The sequence below is a fragment of the Rhizobium sp. BK176 genome (genome assembly GCF_024808055.1).
The window spans coordinates 19,554-41,034 of the sequence record NZ_JANUBV010000015.1 but is presented as its reverse complement, the minus strand read 5'-3'; the positions used below and the strand labels follow the sequence as shown (position 1 = coordinate 41,034).

The following is a 21,481-nucleotide window of genomic DNA, read 5'->3' as shown; positions in this document are numbered from 1 at the left end:
TCATAAACGGATTGGTAACCCAGGGCGGATAATTTGCCGAAAGAAGGATCGTGCCAGGAGGGTGGGCGATCTCTCTAATATCCGAAATGCAAGCGAAGAGTAGAATAGTGCCAAGGTCAGTCTCCTCCGTATCCCCATCGCGATCCCGCAACTTCCTGATAAGGGCGATCACGGCGCTGTCTCTCGCTGCCGCTGTCGTCATGGCCGACTCGATCGACGCCGATGCGGAGGCTGCCAACTCGAAATATGCTGGCATCGTCGTTGATGCGAAGACCGGCAACGTTCTCTACAGCGAGAACGCGGATCGCCTGCAGTATCCGGCATCCCTCACCAAGATGATGACCCTCTATCTGACCTTCGAGGCGTTGGAGCAGGGTCGCATTCGCCTGGACACTTCTGTTCCCTTCTCCGCACATGCTTCCGCCCAGGCGCCGACGAAACTTGGTGTGCGCCCCGGTGGCACGATTACCGTCGAGCAGGCGATTCTCGGCCTTGTCACGCTTTCGGCCAACGATGCCTCCACGGCTCTCGGCGAGCTGCTAGCCGGTTCGGAAGATCGCTTCGCGCAGGTGATGACCGCCAAGGCGCATGCGCTCGGTATGACGCGCACGACCTACCGCAATGCCAATGGTCTGCCGAATACCGCACAGATGACGACGGCGCGTGACCAAGCTCGACTCGGTATCGCTCTTCGGCAGCATTTTCCGCAGTACTACGGCTATTTCTCCACGCAGAGCTTTAAGTTCGGCAGCCGCGTTATCCGTAGCCATAACCGCCTTGTTGGCTCCGTGCGCGGCGTCGATGGCATCAAGACTGGCTATACCCGCGCGGCCGGCTTTAATCTGGTGAGTTCCGTTCAAGTCGATGGCAAATCGATCGTTGGCGTTGTTCTCGGCGGCGCTTCGACCCCTGCCCGTGACAACCAGATGCGCAAGTTGATCGCAGCCTATCTGCCGAAGGCCTCAAGCCGTGGCGGTTCCTCGGACCTGATCGCCCGGTCCGCGCCGCAACCGGCAGCGCCTGTCGCCGAAACGCGCGTCGCATCGGCTGCGCCAGAAGTCACCCTGCCGCGCACGGCGCCGGCCCCGGATACCCGCTATCAGCCAGCATCTGCGCAGGTCGCTTATGCAGACGTCGCCAAGTCCAAGTCCGACAACCCGCTGCTCCAGCAGGAAATGCCGGCGCCGACGAAGGTCAAGACGCAGGCGATCAAGCACGCCTCTGCGGCCACGCCGACGCCTGCGCCCGCCTACGTGCCGCCTGAGCAGGGTGATACCTCTGTCGACGAGTTGACGACCGCTTCGACCAAGGAGCCGCAGCTTGCCGGCTGGGCCGTCCAGATCGGTGTGTCTGCCAGCAAGGAAGGCGCCATGGATCTGCTCGACAGCGCCAAGGACAAGGCTGGCAAGGCTCTGCGCTCCGCCAAGCCTATCGCAGTCGCAAATGCAGGAAGTTATCGCGCCCGCTTCGGCGGCTTCGATGACCAGCGCTCTGCAGTAAACGCCTGCAACGCGCTGAAGCGTGCCGGTGTGAAGTGCTGGGCCACGGCCCAATGATCAAAGAACTGCCGCCTGATATTACAGGCGGCAGTCCAAAGCGTCGTGATCGGTGTGTTTGATCCGACGGAGTTCTGAGACTCGGTTTGTAATGCGTACGAGGATGAGAATGGCGATCAACGAGAATGTTCCGGAGTTTCCGCCACATGGTCGGGTAACCGGCAAGAATCCGCGAGCCGGTTTGCACCCACTGCACGAGGCTGCCTTGCGACTGGCAGAAGTTGGGTTGCAGCGGCAGAAGCCGAAATCGGCAAAGACCAAGGACCTGATCAATCTGTTGCTGTGCCACGGCGCGCGAGCATGGCGTTGCTCGCAGGCGGAAGCCAGTATCCACCTTCACGTCACCTGCCCTGAAGGGCGGTCGCCGGTTACGCTGCGCCTGCGCTGATAGTCAGAGTAGGCCGAGTTCAGAGAGTTCGCGGCGAAGGTCCGCGGGCATTTCGGCAATCCCCTCTCCGAGGCTGTTCAGATCGCGCGGTACATCGTCCTGCGGATAATAGCGCCAGCCTTGGAACGCACGCTTCGGCTGTACCGCCGTTTCGATGACTTCGGGCCCCAGCACAAGATGGCAACGTGAGATTCCCTCGCCATCTGTAAAAGTCTGGATGTCGAGAAGTTTCTGGCGCGCCTGAACTTGCCCCTTTATCACCCAGTAGAGCGAACCGCCGTCGAGCAGTTCCTCGACGCGCTTCGGGACCATCCTCGTCGTATGCACGGAATGCGGCTCCAGCCCGGCCGCAATCGCCCTGAGAGAGCGTTCGGCGACCCATTCACGCAGATCGTCGATCGAGTCCGCGCCGACACACAGTTTGATGAGATGCAATGCCATGCCGCCGTTGAAGTCCTTTTATCAGGCAGCGTCAAGCGGCAAGTCGCATGTCCACAAAGTCAACACTCCACGACATTGACAGCAAGCCCGCCGGTGGATGTCTCCTTGTACTTCTCGCTCATGTCGTTGCCCGTCTGCCGCATGGTTTCGATGCACGCGTCGAGCGGAACGAAGTGCTTGCCGTCGCCTTTGATCGCAAGCGAGGCGGCTGTGACCGCCTTGACCGCGCCGAGGGCATTTCGTTCGATACAGGGAACCTGCACGAGGCCCGCGACCGGATCGCAGCTCATGCCGAGATGATGTTCCAGCGCTATTTCGGCGGCGTTCTCGATCTGCTCTGGCGTGCCGCCCATGACCGCAGCAAGACCGGCAGCCGCCATGGCGGCCGCAGAGCCTACTTCGCCCTGACAGCCGACCTCGGCGCCGGAGATCGAGGCGTTGTGCTTGATGATCCCACCGACCGCCGCCGCGGTCAGCAGGTAGTCGCGGATGCCGTTCTGGTCCCAATCATCGTGAAAATGCTCGTAGTAGCGGATCGTTGCTGGAATGACGCCGGCAGCACCGTTCGTCGGAGCGGTCACGACGCGGCCGCCGGCAGCATTCTCCTCGTTGACGGCCATGGCGTAGACACTCAGCCAATCGTTCGCGAGCAGCGGGTTGATGCGGTTGCTGCGCCATTCCTCCTGCAGCTTGTCGTGGATCGAGCGAGCGCGGCGGCGAACGTTCAGCCCGCCTGGCATGATGCCATCGACCTTGAGGCCGCGTTCGATGCAGGAGCGCATTGCTTCCCAGATCCGATCAAGACCTGCGTCCAGTTCCTCGCGGCTGCGTTCCGTTTCCTCATTGGCGCGCTTCATCTGGGCGATCGAGAGGCCGGAACGCGCGGCCATGTCGAGCATCTGCTTGGCCGAAGAGAAAGGATACGGGACCTTCAGCGAATCGGAGGGTGTCTTCTTCTTCGCGCGCATCTGCTCGAGTTCGGTGTCAGTCACGACGAAGCCGCCGCCGACGGAATAATAGATACGCTTGATCAGCATCCGACCGTCCTTGTCGAAAGCGGAAAGCGACATGCCGTTGGCGTGGCCCGGCAACGGCTGCTTCTTGTCGAAAACCAGGTCGGTCTTCGGCTGAAAGCCATAGCTCGGATGCCCGGGCGGCGAGATGCGGCCGGAGCGCTCCACCTGGCTGATGATGCCGTCCATCTTGTCCGGATCGACGCTGTCAGGCTGCTCGCCCATCAGGCCGAGGATGACGGCCCTGCCCGTCCCGTGTCCGATCCCGGTATGCGCTAGCGAACCGTGCAGGCTGACCTTTATGGACGCGACCTGGGCGCCAGAAGTCGGGCGCGGCCAGTCGTTCGACAGAATGAGATCAAGGAATCGGTTGGCGGCAGTCATCGGACCCATCGTGTGCGAACTGGAGGGCCCGACACCGATCTTGAAGACGTCGAAAACGGAAAGGAACATGACTGCGTCCTGTTAAGTTGCTGCGCAAACCTACGCTACCGGCTCTCACGATCCCTGCGATGGACCGACATGGCATTTCACGCGTGCGACATCTGTAAAACGAAGTGCTGCCACTTGCCAGTCATTGCGACGTGCGCCCGCATCTGTAGAGTGGCGCGGCGACGGGAGCCTGATTCAATATAATGATGACGACAGCGGATTACATTGCACTGGTCTTCTTTGCAGCAATCTGGTTCGGCTATGCGCGCCTGCTGCACAGCTCGAGCTTCTTCGGCAGAACTAGCCTCACCCATGCCATGCGGGAACGCCGGCGCGAGTGGATCTACAATTCGCTGCGGCGCGATTTGAAGATGATCGACACCCAGATCATGGCCGGCCTGCAGAATGGCACCGCATTCTTTGCATCGACGTCGATTTTCGCCATCGGCAGCTGCTTTGCCCTGCTGGGCGCCACGGAAAAGGTTGATGCCGTCTTCGCCGACTTGCCCTACGTCTTTCATAGCGGGCATGCCGTCTTTGAAATGAAGGTCGGCGGCCTGGCAGCGCTTTTCGGCTATGCCTTTTTCAAGTTTGGTTGGTCGTATCGCCTATTTAACTATTGCACGATCCTTTTTGGTTCGATTCCGATGATGCGTGACACCGAACAGGATGTAGTTGCCGCCGAGCGGGCGGCGGAACGCGTCATCCGGATGAACATCATTGCAGCAGGCCATTTCAACGAAGGGCTGCGCGCCATCTTCTTATCGATTGGCTACCTCGGCTGGTTCATCAACCCCTATGTCTTCATGCTGACGACAACGATCGTGATTGTCGTGCTGACGAGGCGGCAGTTTTTCTCCGAGGCGCGGCTGGCGATCATGGACGTCCAACCGCCATCAAATCTCCACCTTTCTCCTGTGCCCCGCGCCAAGCCGTCTACCGATGGCAGCGACTCATCTGAGGGACTGTGAATGACCGCTTTGGCAACGGAAACACATGTGAGCGTCAGGCCGCCTCGCATCGGCTTGCTGGATGCAGCGCGCGGTGTCGCCCTGCTGGCAATGGCGACCTACCATTTTACCTGGGATATGGAGTTCATGGGCTACCTCGCCCCAGGTACAGCTGAGACCGGCTGGCTGAAGCTCTATGCCCGCGCCATCGCATCGACCTTCCTGTTCATTGTCGGCGTCAGCCTGGTCCTCGCAAACACGCCAGCGATCCGCTGGCGGTCGTTCTGGAAGCGGCTTGCAATGATCGCCGCCGCAGCGCTTGCGATTTCAGTGGTGACGTGGTTCGTCTTCCCCGGCGAATGGATCTTCTTCGGCATCCTCCATTGCATCGCAGTCCTAAGCCTGCTCGGGCTTGTCTTCTTGCGTCTGCCCTTGCCTGTCACCATCGCCGCGACCGCCGCTGTTGCCGCGGCATGGGTTGTTGATACATGGGTCGCGCCGGATCTGTTGCGCTCGCCGATCTTCAATCCGCGCTACCTTGCCTGGATCGGCTTGGCGGAGATGCCGCAAAGATCGAACGACTTTGTCCCGATCTTCCCCTGGGCGGTTTCTTTCTTGCTTGGCATGACAGCGACTCTGATTGCCGTGAGGACGGGGCTGCTCGAGAGGCTTGCCAAGCTTGGCGCGGGTTCAAGCCTGACGGCAAAGGTTGGGCGTCATAGCCTCGCCTTCTACCTTATTCATCAGCCGGTGTTGATCGCGGTCGCCTACGGGCTATCCCTAATTGTTCCGCCTGCTAAGCCGGACCCGGTCGAAACCTACCTGAGGCAATGCAATGCCTCTTGCATGATGCAGGAAGGCGAAGCGCTATGCCGCAGCTTCTGCCAGTGCACCCTTGATGCGCTACAGGCGCAATACCTCTTCACGGAATTCCAGTCTGGCGCTGTCAAGCCGGATGACGGGCGGATCATGGCGCTTGCCAGCGAGTGCAGCGCCAACACCCAATAATCAGGTGCCGACGCCGATGTCCGCCAGCCGACCGAGGCATGCCTCTTCAATATTGTCGAGTTCGGCGAGGGTATCGTCGATATCCTTGCGCTTCTGGCGCAGATCTTCGCGTTTCTCGTCAACGCGTTTCATCAAGAGCTTCAACTGACCGAGCTCGCCGGGTGGCTCTTTGTAGACCTGGATGATCTCGCGGATTTCCGCGATCGTGAAACCGATGCGCCGGCCACGGAGGATTTCCTGGATCAGACGCCGATCCGCCGGACGGAACAGTCGCGTGCGTCCGCGTCGCTCCGGATGGATCAATCCTTCGTCTTCGTAGAACCGAAGCGTACGTGTCGATACACCAAACTCGCGCGTCAACTCGGTTATGCTATAGTATTTGCTGACCGGCATAGGTTCCCCACCATTGAAGAACCGATAATATTGACTTTTACGTAATAGTCAATTTCTGCAGGCGAATTCGAGCCGGCTAAATTCCGAACCACCATGTCGCGATGCCGAGAAACGCAAAAAAGCCTGTGCAATCGGTGACGGTTGTGACGAAAACAGAGGACGCGATGGCGGGATCTGCGCCGACTTTATCCAATAGCAACGGCAACAGAATTCCGGCAAGCGCCGCCGCAAAGAGATTAATAACCATCGCCGCGCCGATCACGAAGCCTAGCTGGTAGTCGTGGAACCAAGTAGCGGCAATCGCACCCATGATGACGGAGAAGAGCGCGCCGTTGGCGACGCCGACCCCCGCCTCTCTACGAATAATGCGGCCGGCATTGTAGATGTCGATGTCGCCGGTCGCCAAGGCGCGGACGGTGACCGTCATCGTCTGTGTTCCCGCATTGCCACCCATGGATGCAACGATCGGCATCAGCACGGCCAGCGCGATCATCTTCTCGATCGATTCGTCGAACAGTCCAATGACGCTTGCCGACAACAGCGCTGTCCCGAGATTGATCACCAGCCAGAGAAAGCGCGAGCGCACCGTCGAGAAGACATTGTCGGACAGTTCTTCGTCGCCGACGCCGCCGAGGCGCTTGATATCTTCGTCTGCCTCCTCGTGGATGACGTCAACGACGTCGTCGATCGTGAGGACGCCGACCAGCCTGTCGTTCTCGTCGACGACAGCGGCAGATAGAAGGTCGTACTGTTCGAAAAGCTGGGCGGCTTCTTCCTGGTCCATCTCTGCGGGAATCGGATGGTTCGTCTCCCGCATGATGGATTCGATCTTGGTTTGCCGCTTTGTGCGCAGGATCTTGTCCAGATCGACGGCACCCAACAACTTGAATGTCGGGTCGATAACGAAGATCTGCGAGAAGGAGTACGGCAGGTCCTCCTCGTCGCGCATGTAGTCGATCGTCTGGCCGACCGTCCAAAACGGCGGAACAGCGACGAATTCGGTCTGCATGCGGCGCCCAGCCGAGCTTTCGGGGTAGTCAAGTGCGCGCCGCAAGCGCACCCGTTCGGTAAACGGCAGCTGCGCAAGGATTTCTTCCCGGTCCTCGGTGTCGAGGTCCTCGAGAATGTAAACAGCGTCGTCCGAATCGAGTTCACCGATTGCCGCGGCGATCTGCTCGTTCGGCATCTGGTCGACGATCTCGCGACGAATCGTTTCGTCGACCTCCGTCAGCGCCGTCATGTCGAATTCGTCGCCAAGCAGGCGAACGAGCGCAAGTCGTTGGTCGGGCTGCAGCGATTCGAGAAGGTCGCCTATTTCCGATTCGTGCAGGCGCGCGACGTGTTGGCGCAGGAAGATCGTGTCGCGATCGGCGATGGCTGCGCCGACCAGCGCGAGGAAATCGCCACGGACGTTGCCATTTTCATCATAGATGTCGGTTTCGCCGCTATCTGGCCGCGGGCGGACGAGCTCTTCTGCGTCGTTCGTCATGATTTGCCGCCCTCGCATCTCGTTTGAAGTTCAATGACTAAGCGCCGAAGTGTCGAGATTCGTGCTAGCGGAAAGCTAGAGGTCCGTCCAGCCGCAAACGCCTTGCCTGGATGACAATGCGCCTGCGCAACGATAGTTTCCCTGCATCTTGAATGAGGAGCCTTGGCAGTGGCTGTCCGCCCAATATTGCGTTTCCCCGACGTCGGTCTCCGAACCGTTTGCAGGCCTGTCGAGGTTTTCGACCAAAGCCTTCGTGGACTCGCTGATGATCTGCTGGATACGATGCGGGCCGCCCCCGGGGTCGGCATCACCGCTGCCCACATCGGCGTTTTTCTTCGGGTGGTCGTCATCGAGCTCAGCCGCGACGAAGGCATACGCCACTACGTCAATCCTGAAATCAGTTTTGCCTCCGACGAGACGATTCGCCATGTCGAAGGAAGCGTCTCGATGCCTGGTGTGACCGACGAGGTTGTGCGGCCCAAGGCGATTCGCGTTCGCTACCGTGATCTAGCTGGGGCTGAGCAGGAGGAGGATGCGGAGGGATTCCTCGCAGTTTGCATCCAGCACGAGATCGATCAGCTCGACGGCGTCTTCTGGATACAACGTCTGTCGAGACTCAAGCGCGAGCGACTGGTGAAACGGTGGGAGAAGTCGCGTGCGTAGTGGTGGTGCAGAGGAATAAACGATCCCTCTTTGGTTGTGCAAACTTTGCTGAATACCCGCCGTGGCTTAGAAAACAGCGTGCTATCACAAAGCTGTCAAATCGGGTCGCGTATCTGTGATTTCATTTGATAAAGCGGCGCTGCCCACGTGATTTTTCACTCACATTCTTGCCGCAATTCGAGCGCGAAGTCGTCGTTGCCGAGGGTTTGGTATCGTTGTGATTACAACGAAGAATTGAGGAGATATTCCATGCGCTTCAGATTTGCTGCCGCCACTTCCATTCTCGTCCTCGGCCTTGCAGGTGCGGCCTTCGCTCAAACCCAGTACTCGAACGACTACAGCAATGACAGTGACGGCTTCGCGCCCGTCCAGACCACGGCGAAAAAGCCGGTGCACTACGTCAATCGCAAGGCACCTGAATATTCCGACGACTACACGAATGACAGCGACGGTTTTGCGCCGACCCATATGTCGCCGAACGTTGACAGGACGACGACGGCCAGCATCAAGCCCCTGCCCGACTGCGACTACATGAAGACGAACTCCAAGGTGCATACCGCCGGCGGCGATAGCGGGGCATCACATTCCGATGCCTGCCGCGACATCGGTGATAAATAGCGAACCGCAGCAAAGGGCCGGTTGGTTATCCGGCCCTTTGCCACTCACTAAAAGGGTGGCCCCGTGTCCCCTAATCGTTGACCGTCTCTCCGAAAACCGATTCGAATGCCTGCCGAAGAAGGATGTCGACATCGGCCATCATGACCGGCAGCCCAAGATCGACGAGGCTCGTTACGCCGTAGGCCGAAATCCCGCACGGGACGATTCCGCTGAAATGATCGAGATCGGGTTCGACGTTCAGTGAGAGCCCGTGAAAGGTTACCCACTTCCGCAGCCGGATGCCCAGCGCTGCGATCTTGTCCTCCGCCATCGTGCCATCGGGCAGAGCTCCTTTGTCGGGCCTGCGTACCCAGACACCAACCCGGTCCTCGCGCCGCTCGCCGCGGACGTTCATCGAATCAAGCGTGCGGATGACCACTTCTTCGAGCGCAGCAACAAAGGCGCGCACGTCCTGGCGTCTGCGTTTCAGGTCGAGCATGACGTACGCAACGCGCTGGCCAGGTCCGTGATAGGTATATTCGCCGCCGCGTCCCGTTGCGAAGACAGGGAATCGATCCGGCTGCACCAGGTCTTTGGCGTCCGCGCTGGTCCCGGCTGTATAAAGAGGCGGATGTTCCACGAGCCAGACGAGCTCGTCGCCGCCTTCGGCAATCGCAGCGACCTCGCGTTCCATGTTTTCCACAGCCTCCTGATAAGGCACCAGGCCGTCGGCGATGCGCCATCGGGCCGGCCGGGACCCTTCGCGCGGCATCATGGAGTATTCGAGATCTGTGCGTAACATAGCCATTCCTTGTCGAGGCTGCTCCGGAGGCAGCGCTGCGAAGGCCTATATGGCCCCGTTTCGAAGCCGATTCAAATGCTGTGATTTGTTTTGAAAAAATCTGTCATATCGCCCTTGTGTCCCGAAAAACCTTTTGCTACATGCTGCGTCGCCGGCACAAACTGGCACCTACCACGATGCGGTCGTGGCGGAATTGGTAGACGCGCAGCGTTGAGGTCGCTGTGGGGCAACCCGTGGAAGTTCGAGTCTTCTCGACCGCACCATCTCCTCTCAGGAGGATTGTTTCCGTTGATCTTTTCGGTTGGCGACTGGGTCTTTTGTGGCACGGTTTTGTGCTAATTTGTGGCTCAAAAAAATAGTTATTTTTATGAATGCGAAGCGATGGTTAGGACCTTCAGCGCTTTATATTGACGGTTTTTTGAATTGCCTGGTGCGCCCTCCCGGGAAGTAAAGTTGACAAGCGAGCGCTCTTTCGGTCCGTGTCGTCCATAATGATACCGGCCTTCTAAACAAAAACAGTTCGGCGACACCACAAGATCGAATCGTCACGCCACGCGATCTCCGACAGCAAGCTGGGAAACGCCCTGACCGATTGCCTTGATCGTTCCAGCCACCTCGTGGCCGAGGATCATCGGCTCGCGAACCCGCACTGTACTGAACCCACCATGATTGTCTCGGACGTTCATCGCCTCTGAACATGTGAAGTTGTTGCGCTTCTGAAGATCCCGTCGAAGAAATGCGATGGGATGCTCTCTGAGCGTCAGCCCGACGTGGCCACAGTCCTCGCCAGGTTGTGACCTTTTCTCATCTGCAGTAGTGCGACCTTCGGCTTCGTCAGCGGGTTTACGGCTGTGAGCTATGACATTGTGCGTGGGGCGATACCGGGAGATGAACGCGGTGGTGGCGCTCGATCATTTCGACCGCCAGTCGGGAACGCCCTTACATAAGGGGTATCAGTCGTGGTGACAGAAGCAACCTCAGTTCCTATATCCGCTACCGCCATCTGAAAGGAACATCGATCATGACAATCAACGGAAGCCTGCTCGTCGCGGGAACGGAAAAGCGCGGCTCGAATGGCGACTTTTACGGGATTGAGGCAGCCACCGGGAGATCCCTCCTCGTCTCGTTCGGAGGCGCGTCGCCCGACGACGTAGAGGCAGCAACGGCGCAAGCGTGGGAAGCCTTCGCATCCTATCGCGAGACTAACCTCGAAAGCAGAGCTGCATTTCTGGAAAAGATCGCCACAGAAATCGAGGCGATCGGCGACGAGCTGATCGTCCGGGCCATGTCGGAGACCGGACTTCCCCGCGGAAGGCTCGAGGGCGAAAGGAACCGCACGACAGGGCAGCTCCGGCTGTTTGCAAAGGAAGTCCGCGCAGGCCGCTTCCAGGAGCTGCGTTTCGATGAAGGTGATCCGTCCCGAAAGCCCGTTCCGAAACCAGATTTGCGCCTCCGCAATGTCCCTATTGGACCAGTTGCAGTCTTCGGCGCGTCTAATTTCCCGCTCGCTTTCTCTGTTGCGGGTGGAGACACAGCTTCGGCGCTCGCGGCTGGTTGCCCTGTGGTCGTCAAGGCGCATTCTGCGCATCCGGGAACGTCTGAACTCGTAGGACGCGCCGTGCAGCGGGCGGTGGCGGTCTGTCGCCTTCATCCCGGGACCTTTTCCCTGCTTTTCGACACGGGTTTCGAGGTAGGTCAGAAACTCGTTGCCGATCACAGAATTCGCGCGGTGGGCTTCACCGGGTCGCGCCGCGGTGGCACGGCGTTGATGGATATTGCGTCAAAGCTCCGCCAGCCAATTCCAGTCTACGCCGAGATGAGCAGCATCAATCCGGTCATTCTGTTTCCGAATGCACTCGAACGGGACGTCGAAAGCATCGCATCGGCGTTCGTCTCCTCGCTGATCCTCGGTGCCGGACAGTTCTGCACTAACCCCGGCCTCCTGCTGGCCGTAGATGGTGAAGCGCTTGATGCCTTCGTCGCGAGGACGGCTGAACTTCTGCCCGAGGTCGCACCCCAGGCGATGCTGACCCCGTCGATTGCCAGAGCCTTCTGCGAAGGCGTCGAACGCCTCCGCGTGCATCCGGAAGTGCGGGCCATCGCGTCGGGGAAACCCGGCAGCGAATTTGAAGGCACGGCCGCTCTATTCGAGACCACCGCATCCGCGCTTCTGGAACATCATGAGCTTCAAGATGAGGTGTTCGGCGCCGCTGGCCTCGTCGTTCGATGCCGGAACCTTGCGGAACTCGAAGCGGTCATCGACGCACTGGAGGGGCAGCTGACGGTGGCACTGTTCGTCTCCGACGACGACGAGGCCGATGCTCGCCGTCTCGTTCCTAAGCTTGAGATGCTTGCGGGCCGCCTGCTCGTAAACGGTTTCGGAACGGGTGTCGAAGTCTCTCCGGCGATGGTCCATGGCGGTCCCTACCCTGCAACCGCAGACGGTCGATCCACATCCGTCGGAACGCTGGCCATCTACCGTTTCCTGAGGCCCGTATCCTACCAGGACTTTTCAAGCACACTTCTTCCCGAGGTGCTGCGATAGTTGAGGCTAGGGCCGCCGAACGTTGCGTCGGCGGCCCTCATTCACACGTCGGGCCGCCCCGGCGTGGCCTATCAGACCGAGTCGGGGACGGGCACCGTGTCCAGGAAGAAAGATTCGGGTATGCGCCGTTGCTCGACCGGAAAAGACGCCGTCGCGGAATACGACGGCGCAGTTGTGCTGACGCGAATTAGCATCGCCCGACGCAAGAGGACTGCACTGTCCTGAAGTTTGGGGCGATTTCGCCGAGAATATCGGAAGCAGCAATTCGCTTCGGGAGGCGCGCCGCGAGACTGTATTACTGACCCAACCATCGATACTCAGCGATCGACGCCTTGCCGGACTTCTTGTCGTACAGGCAGATCACATTGACGAGTTTCTTCGTCTTCGGGTTCTTCTCTCTAAGCAGGACAGCGACCTTTGCGGTGGCATCATCGAAAACGACTGGGGCAGTCGCCTCTGGAGACACCATACGTGATTGCCCGATGCAGGTGCCATTGGCCTTTGCATAGAGCGCGTTCCACGCCGCGTCGCTTGATGCATGCGCCAGTGGCGCAATGGCAAGCAGTGCAGTCGCTGTGGCAATGGCGATCTTCAGCATCTAAAATTCCTCATGTCATTTCGTATAGGGCCGGACGTCGGCTGGCCGTTGTTCGCCACAAAGGATGGCAGCATAAGGGCCGCACCGCCCAATCCGGGTCAAAGCAGCTTAAGCCGATACGCCATGACGACTGCTTACACGCGCGTTTTAACGTCCAGCTTCTTCATCGCGGTCTTCAGGTATGCTGTGACCGTGTGGCTGCTCAAGCTCAGGATAATTGCAATCTCGTCACTACTCTTCCCTGCCGCCGACCAACGCAGACATTCGAGCTCTCTACGGGATAACAGTTTGGCTTCACCACTCCCGCGCGTGAGCTTGTCCAAAGCCGTCATCAGCCCGAAGACCAGATCGGCAAGCCCAGCTTGCGAGCAATCCGATCCGGAAACCATGAAAAGGTACTGGTGGCCCCAAGCGTCGTGTAGTGAGATGCCCACGTTGCAGGCGAACCCATCGTCGTAGAAGACACCTGCTATCCTGACGGCGATGCTCTGCTTCTCCGCCCTGGCGAAGAGCAGTTCCTCCAATGCGACCGGAAGCACACTTTCCTTAAGCCTTGCGACGACCTTGCTCTGGCTGAACATGTCCGTCGATCTGTACCGTTGAAGACGACCGTCCGTTGTTGCGGTCTGACCCGACTCCTACATCGTAGCTGCGGCGGACGTGGGCGACCACCCCCGCCCGAGTCCGGCAAAGGCCCCCGTCAAACTATCGGGGGCCTTCCCGCATTCAGGCTTTCTGACATCAGGAATCCACCTTTCACGCCAGACACCTACATCCGACGCAATCGAAAGCCCCTGGGGTGGATACGAGCTATATCTGGCTCGGCATCGAATGGCGGGCCGTCAAGCCAGCTACCCGTCCGCTCGCGATTTTCCCGAGCGCATGACCGTCAATAGGCGAGAGCGCTTACATCGCTCCTTACGCCGTTACCGCCCCCTCAAGAGGCCGAGCGTGCTCTGGCCGAATGCCTTTGCATGTCCCAACCAGTCACGCGCCTTCTTGACGAGGGATGCTCCTGCACTGTCAATAGCGCGGACATCAACAGGCCACGTGAAGATGACGTCCATGGACAACGTTCTGCAGCTTGCGCTCGATCCGATCACCCAGTTCGCGGCGCTTGTCCTCGTCCTGGTGTTCGCGAGAGCCCTCGTCCGCGGGAAGCCGACACAGCGGTTCCTCGTTCACATTGCATTCTTCGTCATCCTCACCATCTTGCTCGTGGGCAACGATGTGGCTCCCTGGACTGCGGGAGTCGTCGATGAAGATCTCACGCACAAGACGTTCATCGGTATCGCCAAGGCAGCATGGTGGGTTGGCGGTGCGATGGTTCTGGCCAGCTCAGTGCGCGTCTACCTCATCTTCGAGCGAAAGCCCCGAGAAGGACGCCTGATCCAGGACTTGCTGGTCGCTTTTATCTATCTCGGTGCGGCTCTCTCCATCATAGCCTTCGTGTTTGACCTTCCGGTGCGAACCCTGATCGCTACCTCCGGGGTCTTCGCCATCGTGCTGGGTCTCGCACTACAGAGCACCCTGAACGACGTTTTTTCCGGGATCGCACTGAACCTTGGACGTCCGTACACCGTTGGCGACTGGATCGAGGTCGAAGGAGGCGTCCGCGGTCAGGTGGTCGAAACGAACTGGCGTTCGACGCATCTCCTGAACGACACAAACGACCTGGTGATCGTTCCCAACAGCACACTCGCCAAGGCCACGCTGACGAATCTCACAGGTACTGACTCCGTCCATGGATCCAAGGTGGTCATCAGGGCACTTCCGACACGAACGCCAGCGGCCATCGAGGAGACGATGAAAACGGTGCTCCTCAGCGCGAACTCGATTCTGAAGTTCCCTCCGCCGTCCGTGTCAGTCACAGGTCTCGACGGTTCCGCGGTCGAGGTCGAGTTGTCCTTCAAGGTCGCCAGCCTCGGCCAAACCGGAATTGCCAAGAACGAGATCTTCGACCTGGTTTATCGGCATGCAAAGGCGGCAGGCATCCAGCTCTCGACGGCGGCGAACGTTCTAATGGAAGCAACGTCGTCAGACTCTTCCAAACATCCCGGCACGCCTTGGCGGCTCCTGACATCGATCCCGCTGTTCTCGGCTCTCACGGAAGACGAGATGGAGACGGTCGCAAATAGCATGACGCGTTGCACGTTCAAGAAGGGGGCGGTGATCGCACCGCAGAATGCCTCAATGACGTCTCTGATGATTGTGCGCAGCGGAGTCGTGTCGGTCGAGCTGGACGATGACGATGGCGGGCGCGAGGAGCTGACCCGACTGGCCCCCGGAGATCTATTCGGCGAACGTGGGGTTCTGATGGGGGCGCCGGAGCCCGCCACGATGCGCGCCCTCACCTTCGTCGTCGTCTATGAGATCTCGAAGGACCATCTCGCGAGCGTGATGCACGAGCGTCCTGCGCTCGTGGAGGAACTGAGCCAGCTCTTGGCGAAGCGCGTGGAGACCGAGGAGCACCTCAAGGCAGATGGCAGCGCTGGCGCGGAGGCACATCCGATTTCACTGGCGGCCAAGATACGGCACCTGTTCAGGCTTCCTCATTAAGCTACTCGGCCGCTCGAACGGGCGACCTGGGCAAGAGCCTTCCCTGTGCCAGCAGTGCTATCGTCCCTACGGCAATCGCCGCCACCAGCACATTGGCAAAGAAGAACAGATACGGCGCGAGCTGGGCGCCGATACTGTCACCGCCACGGGACACCATCCTCATGGCGGCGGAAGCCAACGCGATCGTGCCTAGCATTGCCGCCCAGTAAGAAGGCGCAAACGGCTGCTTCCTTATCTACGGCGTTGCCCGGATCAACAGTGCGACCTGAAGCAGGGAGTAGCCCAGCAACCCGTTGGCGAAGAGATCCGGGGGACCGGACGTTAGGCTGAGATACGCGGCACAAGCCTTTTTGTTGGGCTTCGCGAACATTTGAATCCTACTACCTTTTCGCACAGTGCCGACTTCGCGGACTGCACGCGACCGCGAAAATCGACAGGTTAATGCTTTGTGAATATCTTCTGCAGGCCACTGCTCGCGGCGGAACGACGTCTTCAACTTGCTTCGACCGGTAGATGATCTGAGGATCCTTGTACTGGTGCTCGTCCTGGCTTCCGGCTCTCTAGTCGGCACCCTCCAGGTCGTTGTCAGCCTCGACCGGCATTTTCAGCGTGCGACAGTCAGTTCGTCAAAGACTCCCATTTTTTTCAGCGAGCTCACCAGACCGGTGAGTGCAATTACCCCGACGAAAAGGCCTACGAGCACTACCGCGTAAGAAAGTTCCTGATCGGTTATGGAATCGGCCGCTACCCTGTAAAACTCGGTGGCCAACAGCGCGATCAGCGTCGACGACATGGTCGAGTAGTCCTTGGCGATAACTCGTCTCATATTGAATGCCATTCCCTCGGTGGACGCCGAGAACGCACTCAGCTTCAGTCCCCATCTGGGGACATCCCGACAATAAGCACTGTAGGCCTCCCCGAACTTGTTAGCGAGGAACTCCTCTTCGGCGTAGACGATGCACTGATAGATAAACCCGAACAGCAAACTTCCGACAACAACGACCACCGGATTGCCGTGGAACAGGAAGAGGCCCGCGTAAATAAGCATGTTTCCCACATACAACGGGTTGCGGCAAACGCCGAACATGCCTTCCGTGACCAGATCGTTGGCATACACGCGCTTATTCAGGCCGCCGCGCTTGATGTAGGCATAGCCGATAACGGTTGCGCGCAGCACCAAACCCGCTAGGACGATGAGCAGTGCAATGATGTCCTTCGTTTGCTCGAGTGCCGCGCTACCCAGAACGGTGGTCGTCGGCGGGGCGGCAATAAACAATGCGACGATGATAAGAGGAAACGCCTGGTTTCGGTACTTAAAAAAGAAAGTCCCGAAGGCGAGCATGAGAATCTTCATGGTCTTTTGTCTCACTTCACCGCGACGATGCCGCAGAAATTGTACCAACGGAAGAATACTTCCGTGCTCTTGAAGCCCACCTCCTTGAGCAACTGGATGTTCTCCTCAAGGCGGTACGGGATGAGGACGTTTTCCAACGCCTCCCGCTTCTTCGATATTTCGATCGAGGAGTATCCGTTACGCCGTTTGAAATCGTAGTAGTGGTCGATGAACAGCCTGTTGAAGGTCGTGTCCTCGCTAGTCAACTTCTCGATCAGCAGCAGGCATCCGTGTTCGTTGAGACCGTCGTAGATCGTCTTCATGACCCGTTCGCGGAAAAGCGGACGTACGAATTGCAGGGTAAGCAGCATCGTCACGACACTGGCGTTCTCCACAGAGAAGCCTCTGTGGAGGTCGCCAGTGACAAGCTCGATCGATCGGTTTGTTCCCGATTCCTCGATCTTCTCAGCCGCCTTCTTGAGCATGTCCGGAGCGTTGTCGATACCGACAAAATCAACGTGGCTGTCGACGAGGTGGTCGAGTGCCAAGAGAGTCGTGGCCGTTGAGCAGCCAATGTCGTAGAGGTTCGACTGGGGCTGGGCAAAATCCCCTGCCAGCTCGCAAACCATCCGCTGCATCTCCCCATAGAACGGAACCGAGCGGCTGACCATGTCATCGAAGACGTTCGCGACGGTGGAATTGAATGAGAAGTCCGCAACAGCATTGCGTTCGTCGGCAAAGACCTCGTCACGCGAATTCGTATGCAGCACAAGACGGCTAGACTGGTCGGTCATATCCGCTCCAAATGTATAGCAATGTCAGATGGGCGTGCTTTTCCCCAAACACACCCGGCGCACCGCGATTTGGTCACAATACTCTGACGGCTACCTGAAAGCGGTTGCCCCTTACAAAAGCGGAGGAAGGAGGCGCCTGAAGGCAAGCCTGCAGGCGAAGGACCAGAGGGAACACGCACACCAACCGAAAGCTACATCGGTGGCAGTGCTGACTATTAAGCTAGGCTGTCCCGCCGTCGATATTGACAACAAGGGAGGGCGATGTGGCGGTGCCGGCAAGCGGTCAACGACAGTAGATCGAGCCGTCTGCGCTATCCGGCCGGGGCCGACGCGGTAGCGCTTGCGTCCCGGGCTGAGCCGACCTCACCTGTTGGCAGCGCAGCGAAGGCTAACATTGCTTAGTGACAGCTGTGGGCCGACAGTTACTCCACCGGCGTGAGAACCGGTGCGCCCTTGTTCTTGAGAAGCAAGACGATGAACTTTGCAGGCTTGGTCGTGCTTGCATTGCGGCCGACCACGTGAATGTCGGATGGGCCTTCGTACCAGGTCTCTCCCGGCGACAAGGTCACTTGCTTTTCTCCCCTCACCTGCATCACGACTGAACCCTCCAGAACGTAGATGAACGCATGTGCGTCGTGTTTGTGAATCGGATCGGAGCCTCCCGGCGGATACTCGACTGATATCATCAGCGCCTCCTTTCCGGGGTAGTCAGGAAGGTCCTTTTTCACAAGCGATGTGACCGTTGCCGCATCGGCGGCGACCGCCAAAGTGCCAAGAGAACAGACCATGCTTGACACGCAGAGCGATAACAAGACTGACTTCATTGTCGTAACCCCTTGTTTGCCGGAGCGCCCCTTGTCCTACAGCGCCCCGTCGTGGCGTCATGGGATGCTTGTGGACGCATGTACATCCACAAACATCGTCGCCGGCTTATTTTCCGACCGCCGCCTGTGGCGTCGTGCGGAAACTGATTCCCATGCGGTTATAGGCGTTCATCAGGCCCGTCGCGAGCGTCAGATCGACGAGTTCGCGTTCGTCGAACACCGCACGCGCGGCTTCGTAGGCGCTGTCGGGAACGCCGGTCTCGGCAACGCGTGTTACGGTTTCGGCCCAGGCAAGGGCCGCCCGCTCACGCGCGTCAAAAAGATTCCCGGCTTCCCTCCATGCCTGCACCAGCGCGATCTTCTCGATCGGTTGCTCCTTCTTCAAGAGGTCGCGTGTGTGCATGTCGAGGCAAAAGGCGCAGTTGTTGATCTGCGATACACGAAGGAAGACAAGATCGACCAGCTCCGTGGGGAGGCTGCTCTGCGTGGTGGCGTAGCCATAGAGTCCGTTGAGGGCTTTCATCCCGGCCGGGGCGATCTGGTTGTAGTCGAGGCGCTTGCTCATTGTTCTTTTCCTTAGATTTTCTGTCGTTGAAAGTGTTGGCGTGTGCCGTCCAGAATTCCAAAAAACCGCGGCGTTTGGTGCAGGTGGTCGGCATAAAATGGCCGCGACAGGGCTGCGCCGGTCAATCCGCTCATGGAATCGACTCTGTTTCCCGTGCGAGGCAAAGGTCGCCTCGGACCCCGCACGAGAAAGCTTGATGTAAAGGCTCGGCGTAAATCGCTTGACGATCTAGTGCTCAAACGCTGTCAAAAGCTGTACCTACACGTCGCCCAGCAGCGGTCAGTAGTCCCAGTACATGGGCGCCCACCGGAATTTATCGCCGTCTACGGCCACGCGCCCCAGCGACGGGAACGGGAGATGGGTAGCCACCAGCAGTTCACCACTCGCCGACAGTTCCCGGAGGAGACCGATCCGAACCCTGGCAGCCTCTTCCGGGTCGTGCTCGAAGCCGTTGTACCAATCGGGATGATCGAAACCGACCGCGAACACGGCGTCTCCGGCAAACGTCAGCGCGTCGTCTCCAGACGCGATGCGGATTACACAGTGACCCGGAGTATGGCCCCCCGTGCGACGCGCGACGACGCCCGGAGCAACGTCCTGCTTCTCGTCAAACAGGCGCAGATAGCTGCGATACTCGGCCAGGAAGCGTTTCGCCGTTGCCGCAAGCGCGGCGGGGAAGCCGTCGGGCATGTTTGTGCGAGTGAAGTCCGGTGCCTCCCAGAACTTGGCCTCGGCGGCGGCGATGTGGATCCGCAGGTCGGGACGAAGCTTTTCCTTGATCCCCTCGACGAGAAGCCCGCCGATGTGATCCATGTGCAAGTGGGTGAGCACAAGATCAGTCACCGTTGTCAGATCGATATCGGCAGCTTCCAGTCGCTTAAGCAGTTGTCCCGCACGCGGCAGGTTCAAATTCGGATCGAGACCCAACCCCGCGTCGAGGAGAACGATTTGATCGCCGCTGCGCACCACGACCGCATTCAGAGCCCAGTCGAACGCTTCGGGAGGCAAGAACTGGTCCGCCATCCAGCTCGCGCGACTAGCGGGATCCGCATTGTGTCCCAACATTTGGGTGGGAAGCGGCAGCACGCCGTCGCTGACAACCATCACGTCGATGTCGCCGATCTTCAGTGCATAGCGAGACGGAACCAGCTCACCTGTAGCGGGCTTACCGGGATGGAAGTTGATTTCTTCGGAAATTTTCTTTTGTACGTTCATTGCGAACTCCTGGTCTATTTGTTTGCTTGCCACCTCCGTCGCGACGGGGGCACACGGTCACGGACTGGCGCTCAATCCCATTGGATTGCTGCTTGTTTGAGCGCTGCTTGGTGACGGCTTTCGACACTCTTGCACACGCCTTCGCGCGTCGTAATCCAAACAAAGGTTTGGGCTGCTCGTCGGACAGCGCGGCGCGCGCGGAACGGCGGCTGGAGGTTGTGACCAACACCAGTCCTTTTTATCCATTGGGACGAAGTAGCTGACGATATCGAGAGGCGTGAACTATTCGAAGCCGGCGCGCCTTGGGAGGGCGCTGACTTCCGGCGGCAGATTAGGCCTTGGCCTTAGCGACGTCCTGAGCCGTCTGATAGCTTTCGATCAGAGCGCCGTAGTTAGGTGCCAACAAGGCATACAACTTGGCGAGATCGGCGGCCTCGGGACGAGCCCACGTGCGGTGAGACCCGGCCACGACAGTGTTCGTCGACGTGGGGATGATGCCAGCCTGCACCAAACGCGCCAGAGGCGATGCAGACTTGCGCTCAACATTCGAAGCGCTGGCCTCCGCCGAATAGTGTCGACATCTGTCACACGCGATCTCGACATGGATGGTCTCGGTGCAAGCCACCCGTCAATCAGGCTTTCTGCAGGCTCTCGACTTTCCGAACAAGATCGGGCAGCGACCGGCTGTGCATTTTTCTCATGACGTTCATACGGTGAAGCTTCACGGTCATCTCTGAAATGCCAAGCTGAAAAGCGACCTGCTTGTTCATCAGTCCGCTAGCGACCGCTTGCATCACTTCCTGTTCCCGTGGCGTCAACGTTCCTGCGAGTTCCTGCAGCCTTTTGTGATCCGCATCCAATTTGCGTCTCTCGCCGTCTGCTCGAATAGCGCGCTCCACGGCATCTAGCAGGTCCTGATTGACGAACGGCTTCGTTATGAAGTCCGTTGCCCCCGCCTTCATCGCAGTGACGGTGGCAGGTACGTCGGCCCGACCAGTCAAAAAGATGACGGGCATCTTGCTGCCCATTGAAATGAGTTGGTTTTGCACGTCGAGACCGGTGCTTCCAGGCATATGCAGGTCGATCACCACGCAACCGGGCGCATTGGTGTTGGCCTGCTCCAGAAATTCTGTTCCGCTCGAAAAGGCGGACGCACGCTTCTTGGCGAACGTGAAGAGATCCAACAGCGACTCCCGCATTCGTTCATCGTCGTCGACGACGTAGATGATGGGTTCGACAGATGAGTTCACGGCGCCTCGCCTATTGTGGCCCTGTCTGACATTAGACGCGCGATCGGCCTAGCCTGGTTGTCATGC

The 21,481-nt window shown here is 59.0% G+C and carries 22 protein-coding genes, 1 tRNA gene and 1 pseudogene; 9 read left to right on the top strand and 15 right to left on the bottom strand.

What is annotated here, in order from left to right; translation table 11 throughout:
• Positions 1-86 precede the first annotated feature (86 nt).
• Both FHT76_RS30485 and FHT76_RS30480 read left to right on the top strand, forming a co-directional pair.
• A complete protein-coding gene (locus FHT76_RS30485; protein ID WP_183864603.1) occupies positions 87-1,556 on the top strand; it encodes a serine hydrolase in 1,470 nt (489 codons plus the stop codon).
• A 109-nt stretch (positions 1,557-1,665) separates the two neighbouring features.
• A complete protein-coding gene (locus FHT76_RS30480; RefSeq protein WP_016554038.1) occupies positions 1,666-1,944 on the top strand; it encodes a hypothetical protein in 279 nt (92 codons plus the stop codon).
• A 3-nt stretch (positions 1,945-1,947) separates the two neighbouring features.
• Here FHT76_RS30480 and FHT76_RS30475 read toward each other — a convergent pair whose 3' ends face one another.
• The gene (locus FHT76_RS30475) at positions 1,948-2,385 is read right to left on the bottom strand and encodes a DUF1489 family protein (protein ID WP_016554039.1); all 438 of its coding nucleotides are present in this window, start codon (positions 2,383-2,385) and stop codon (positions 1,948-1,950) included.
• A 59-nt stretch (positions 2,386-2,444) separates the two neighbouring features.
• Positions 2,445-3,851 (bottom strand): L-serine ammonia-lyase, encoded by a 1,407-nt coding sequence (locus FHT76_RS30470; RefSeq protein ID WP_183864604.1) that lies wholly within the window; start codon positions 3,849-3,851, stop codon positions 2,445-2,447.
• Positions 3,852-4,036: 185 nt separating this feature from the next.
• Here FHT76_RS30470 and FHT76_RS30465 point away from each other — a divergent pair, with 185 nt between their 5' ends.
• Positions 4,037-4,801, top strand: coding sequence for a DUF599 domain-containing protein (locus tag FHT76_RS30465; protein WP_183864628.1), 765 nt, complete (start codon positions 4,037-4,039; stop codon positions 4,799-4,801).
• The gene (locus tag FHT76_RS30460; protein WP_183864605.1) at positions 4,802-5,788 is read left to right on the top strand and encodes a heparan-alpha-glucosaminide N-acetyltransferase; all 987 of its coding nucleotides are present in this window, start codon (positions 4,802-4,804) and stop codon (positions 5,786-5,788) included.
• Here the strand turns inward: FHT76_RS30460 and FHT76_RS30455 are convergent, their stop codons facing one another.
• Both FHT76_RS30455 and mgtE read right to left on the bottom strand, forming a co-directional pair.
• Positions 5,789-6,181 carry a MerR family DNA-binding transcriptional regulator gene (locus FHT76_RS30455; RefSeq protein WP_016554043.1) on the bottom strand — a complete coding sequence of 131 codons (393 nt, stop codon included), beginning with the start codon at positions 6,179-6,181 and terminating at the stop codon, positions 5,789-5,791.
• 76 nt (positions 6,182-6,257) lie between these two features.
• Entirely contained in the window at positions 6,258-7,670 is a 1,413-nt protein-coding gene (gene mgtE, locus FHT76_RS30450; protein WP_210296781.1) for a magnesium transporter, read from the bottom strand.
• 168 nt (positions 7,671-7,838) lie between these two features.
• Here mgtE and FHT76_RS30445 point away from each other — a divergent pair, with 168 nt between their 5' ends.
• Entirely contained in the window at positions 7,839-8,333 is a 495-nt protein-coding gene (locus FHT76_RS30445) for a peptide deformylase (protein ID WP_183864606.1), read from the top strand.
• A 249-nt stretch (positions 8,334-8,582) separates the two neighbouring features.
• Positions 8,583-8,951: a hypothetical protein gene (locus FHT76_RS30440; RefSeq protein WP_183864607.1), complete on the top strand. Its 369-nt coding sequence runs from the start codon at positions 8,583-8,585 to the stop codon at positions 8,949-8,951.
• A gap of 70 nt (positions 8,952-9,021) precedes the next feature.
• Here FHT76_RS30440 and lipB read toward each other — a convergent pair whose 3' ends face one another.
• Positions 9,022-9,738 carry a lipoyl(octanoyl) transferase LipB gene (gene lipB / locus FHT76_RS30435; RefSeq protein ID WP_259186176.1) on the bottom strand — a complete coding sequence of 239 codons (717 nt, stop codon included), beginning with the start codon at positions 9,736-9,738 and terminating at the stop codon, positions 9,022-9,024.
• Between the two features lie 172 nt (positions 9,739-9,910).
• On the opposite strand from lipB, the gene FHT76_RS30430 reads away from it, so the two are divergent.
• Positions 9,911-9,995, top strand: a tRNA-Leu gene (locus tag FHT76_RS30430).
• 285 nt (positions 9,996-10,280) lie between these two features.
• Here the strand turns inward: FHT76_RS30430 and FHT76_RS30425 are convergent.
• Positions 10,281-10,403 (bottom strand): annotated as a pseudogene (locus tag FHT76_RS30425) (alcohol dehydrogenase catalytic domain-containing protein); the annotation flags it as partial.
• Between the two features lie 350 nt (positions 10,404-10,753).
• Here FHT76_RS30425 and FHT76_RS30415 point away from each other — a divergent pair.
• Positions 10,754-12,277: an aldehyde dehydrogenase (NADP(+)) gene (locus tag FHT76_RS30415; protein WP_259186174.1), complete on the top strand. Its 1,524-nt coding sequence runs from the start codon at positions 10,754-10,756 to the stop codon at positions 12,275-12,277.
• A 295-nt stretch (positions 12,278-12,572) separates the two neighbouring features.
• On the opposite strand, the gene FHT76_RS30410 is transcribed toward FHT76_RS30415, so the two are convergent.
• Positions 12,573-12,875, bottom strand: coding sequence for a hypothetical protein (locus FHT76_RS30410; RefSeq protein WP_183864610.1), 303 nt, complete (start codon positions 12,873-12,875; stop codon positions 12,573-12,575).
• Positions 12,876-13,009: 134 nt separating this feature from the next.
• Positions 13,010-13,456, bottom strand: a complete 447-nt coding sequence (locus tag FHT76_RS41290) for a helix-turn-helix transcriptional regulator (RefSeq protein ID WP_183864611.1) — start codon at positions 13,454-13,456, stop codon at positions 13,010-13,012.
• A gap of 484 nt (positions 13,457-13,940) precedes the next feature.
• Here FHT76_RS41290 and FHT76_RS30400 point away from each other — a divergent pair, with 484 nt between their 5' ends.
• Positions 13,941-15,434 (top strand): mechanosensitive ion channel family protein, encoded by a 1,494-nt coding sequence (locus FHT76_RS30400; protein WP_259186167.1) that lies wholly within the window; start codon positions 13,941-13,943, stop codon positions 15,432-15,434.
• A gap of 1 nt (position 15,435) precedes the next feature.
• Here FHT76_RS30400 and FHT76_RS30395 read toward each other — a convergent pair whose 3' ends face one another.
• From FHT76_RS30395 to FHT76_RS30365, 7 genes are all read right to left on the bottom strand, one after another.
• Positions 15,436-15,630, bottom strand: coding sequence for a hypothetical protein (locus tag FHT76_RS30395; protein ID WP_246712767.1), 195 nt, complete (start codon positions 15,628-15,630; stop codon positions 15,436-15,438).
• A gap of 408 nt (positions 15,631-16,038) precedes the next feature.
• A complete protein-coding gene (locus tag FHT76_RS30390) occupies positions 16,039-16,788 on the bottom strand; it encodes an isoprenylcysteine carboxylmethyltransferase family protein (protein ID WP_183864612.1) in 750 nt (249 codons plus the stop codon).
• Positions 16,789-16,799: 11 nt separating this feature from the next.
• The gene (gene cmoA, locus FHT76_RS30385; protein ID WP_183864613.1) at positions 16,800-17,561 is read right to left on the bottom strand and encodes a carboxy-S-adenosyl-L-methionine synthase CmoA; all 762 of its coding nucleotides are present in this window, start codon (positions 17,559-17,561) and stop codon (positions 16,800-16,802) included.
• Positions 17,562-17,983: 422 nt separating this feature from the next.
• Positions 17,984-18,385 (bottom strand): cupin domain-containing protein, encoded by a 402-nt coding sequence (locus tag FHT76_RS30380; RefSeq protein WP_183864614.1) that lies wholly within the window; start codon positions 18,383-18,385, stop codon positions 17,984-17,986.
• Between the two features lie 106 nt (positions 18,386-18,491).
• Positions 18,492-18,950, bottom strand: a complete 459-nt coding sequence (locus FHT76_RS30375) for a carboxymuconolactone decarboxylase family protein (RefSeq protein ID WP_114712384.1) — start codon at positions 18,948-18,950, stop codon at positions 18,492-18,494.
• Positions 18,951-19,229: 279 nt separating this feature from the next.
• A complete protein-coding gene (locus FHT76_RS30370) occupies positions 19,230-20,165 on the bottom strand; it encodes an MBL fold metallo-hydrolase (protein ID WP_183757183.1) in 936 nt (311 codons plus the stop codon).
• 632 nt (positions 20,166-20,797) lie between these two features.
• Positions 20,798-21,415, bottom strand: coding sequence for a response regulator transcription factor (locus tag FHT76_RS30365; RefSeq protein WP_259130412.1), 618 nt, complete (start codon positions 21,413-21,415; stop codon positions 20,798-20,800).
• Positions 21,416-21,481: the final 66 nt, after the last annotated feature.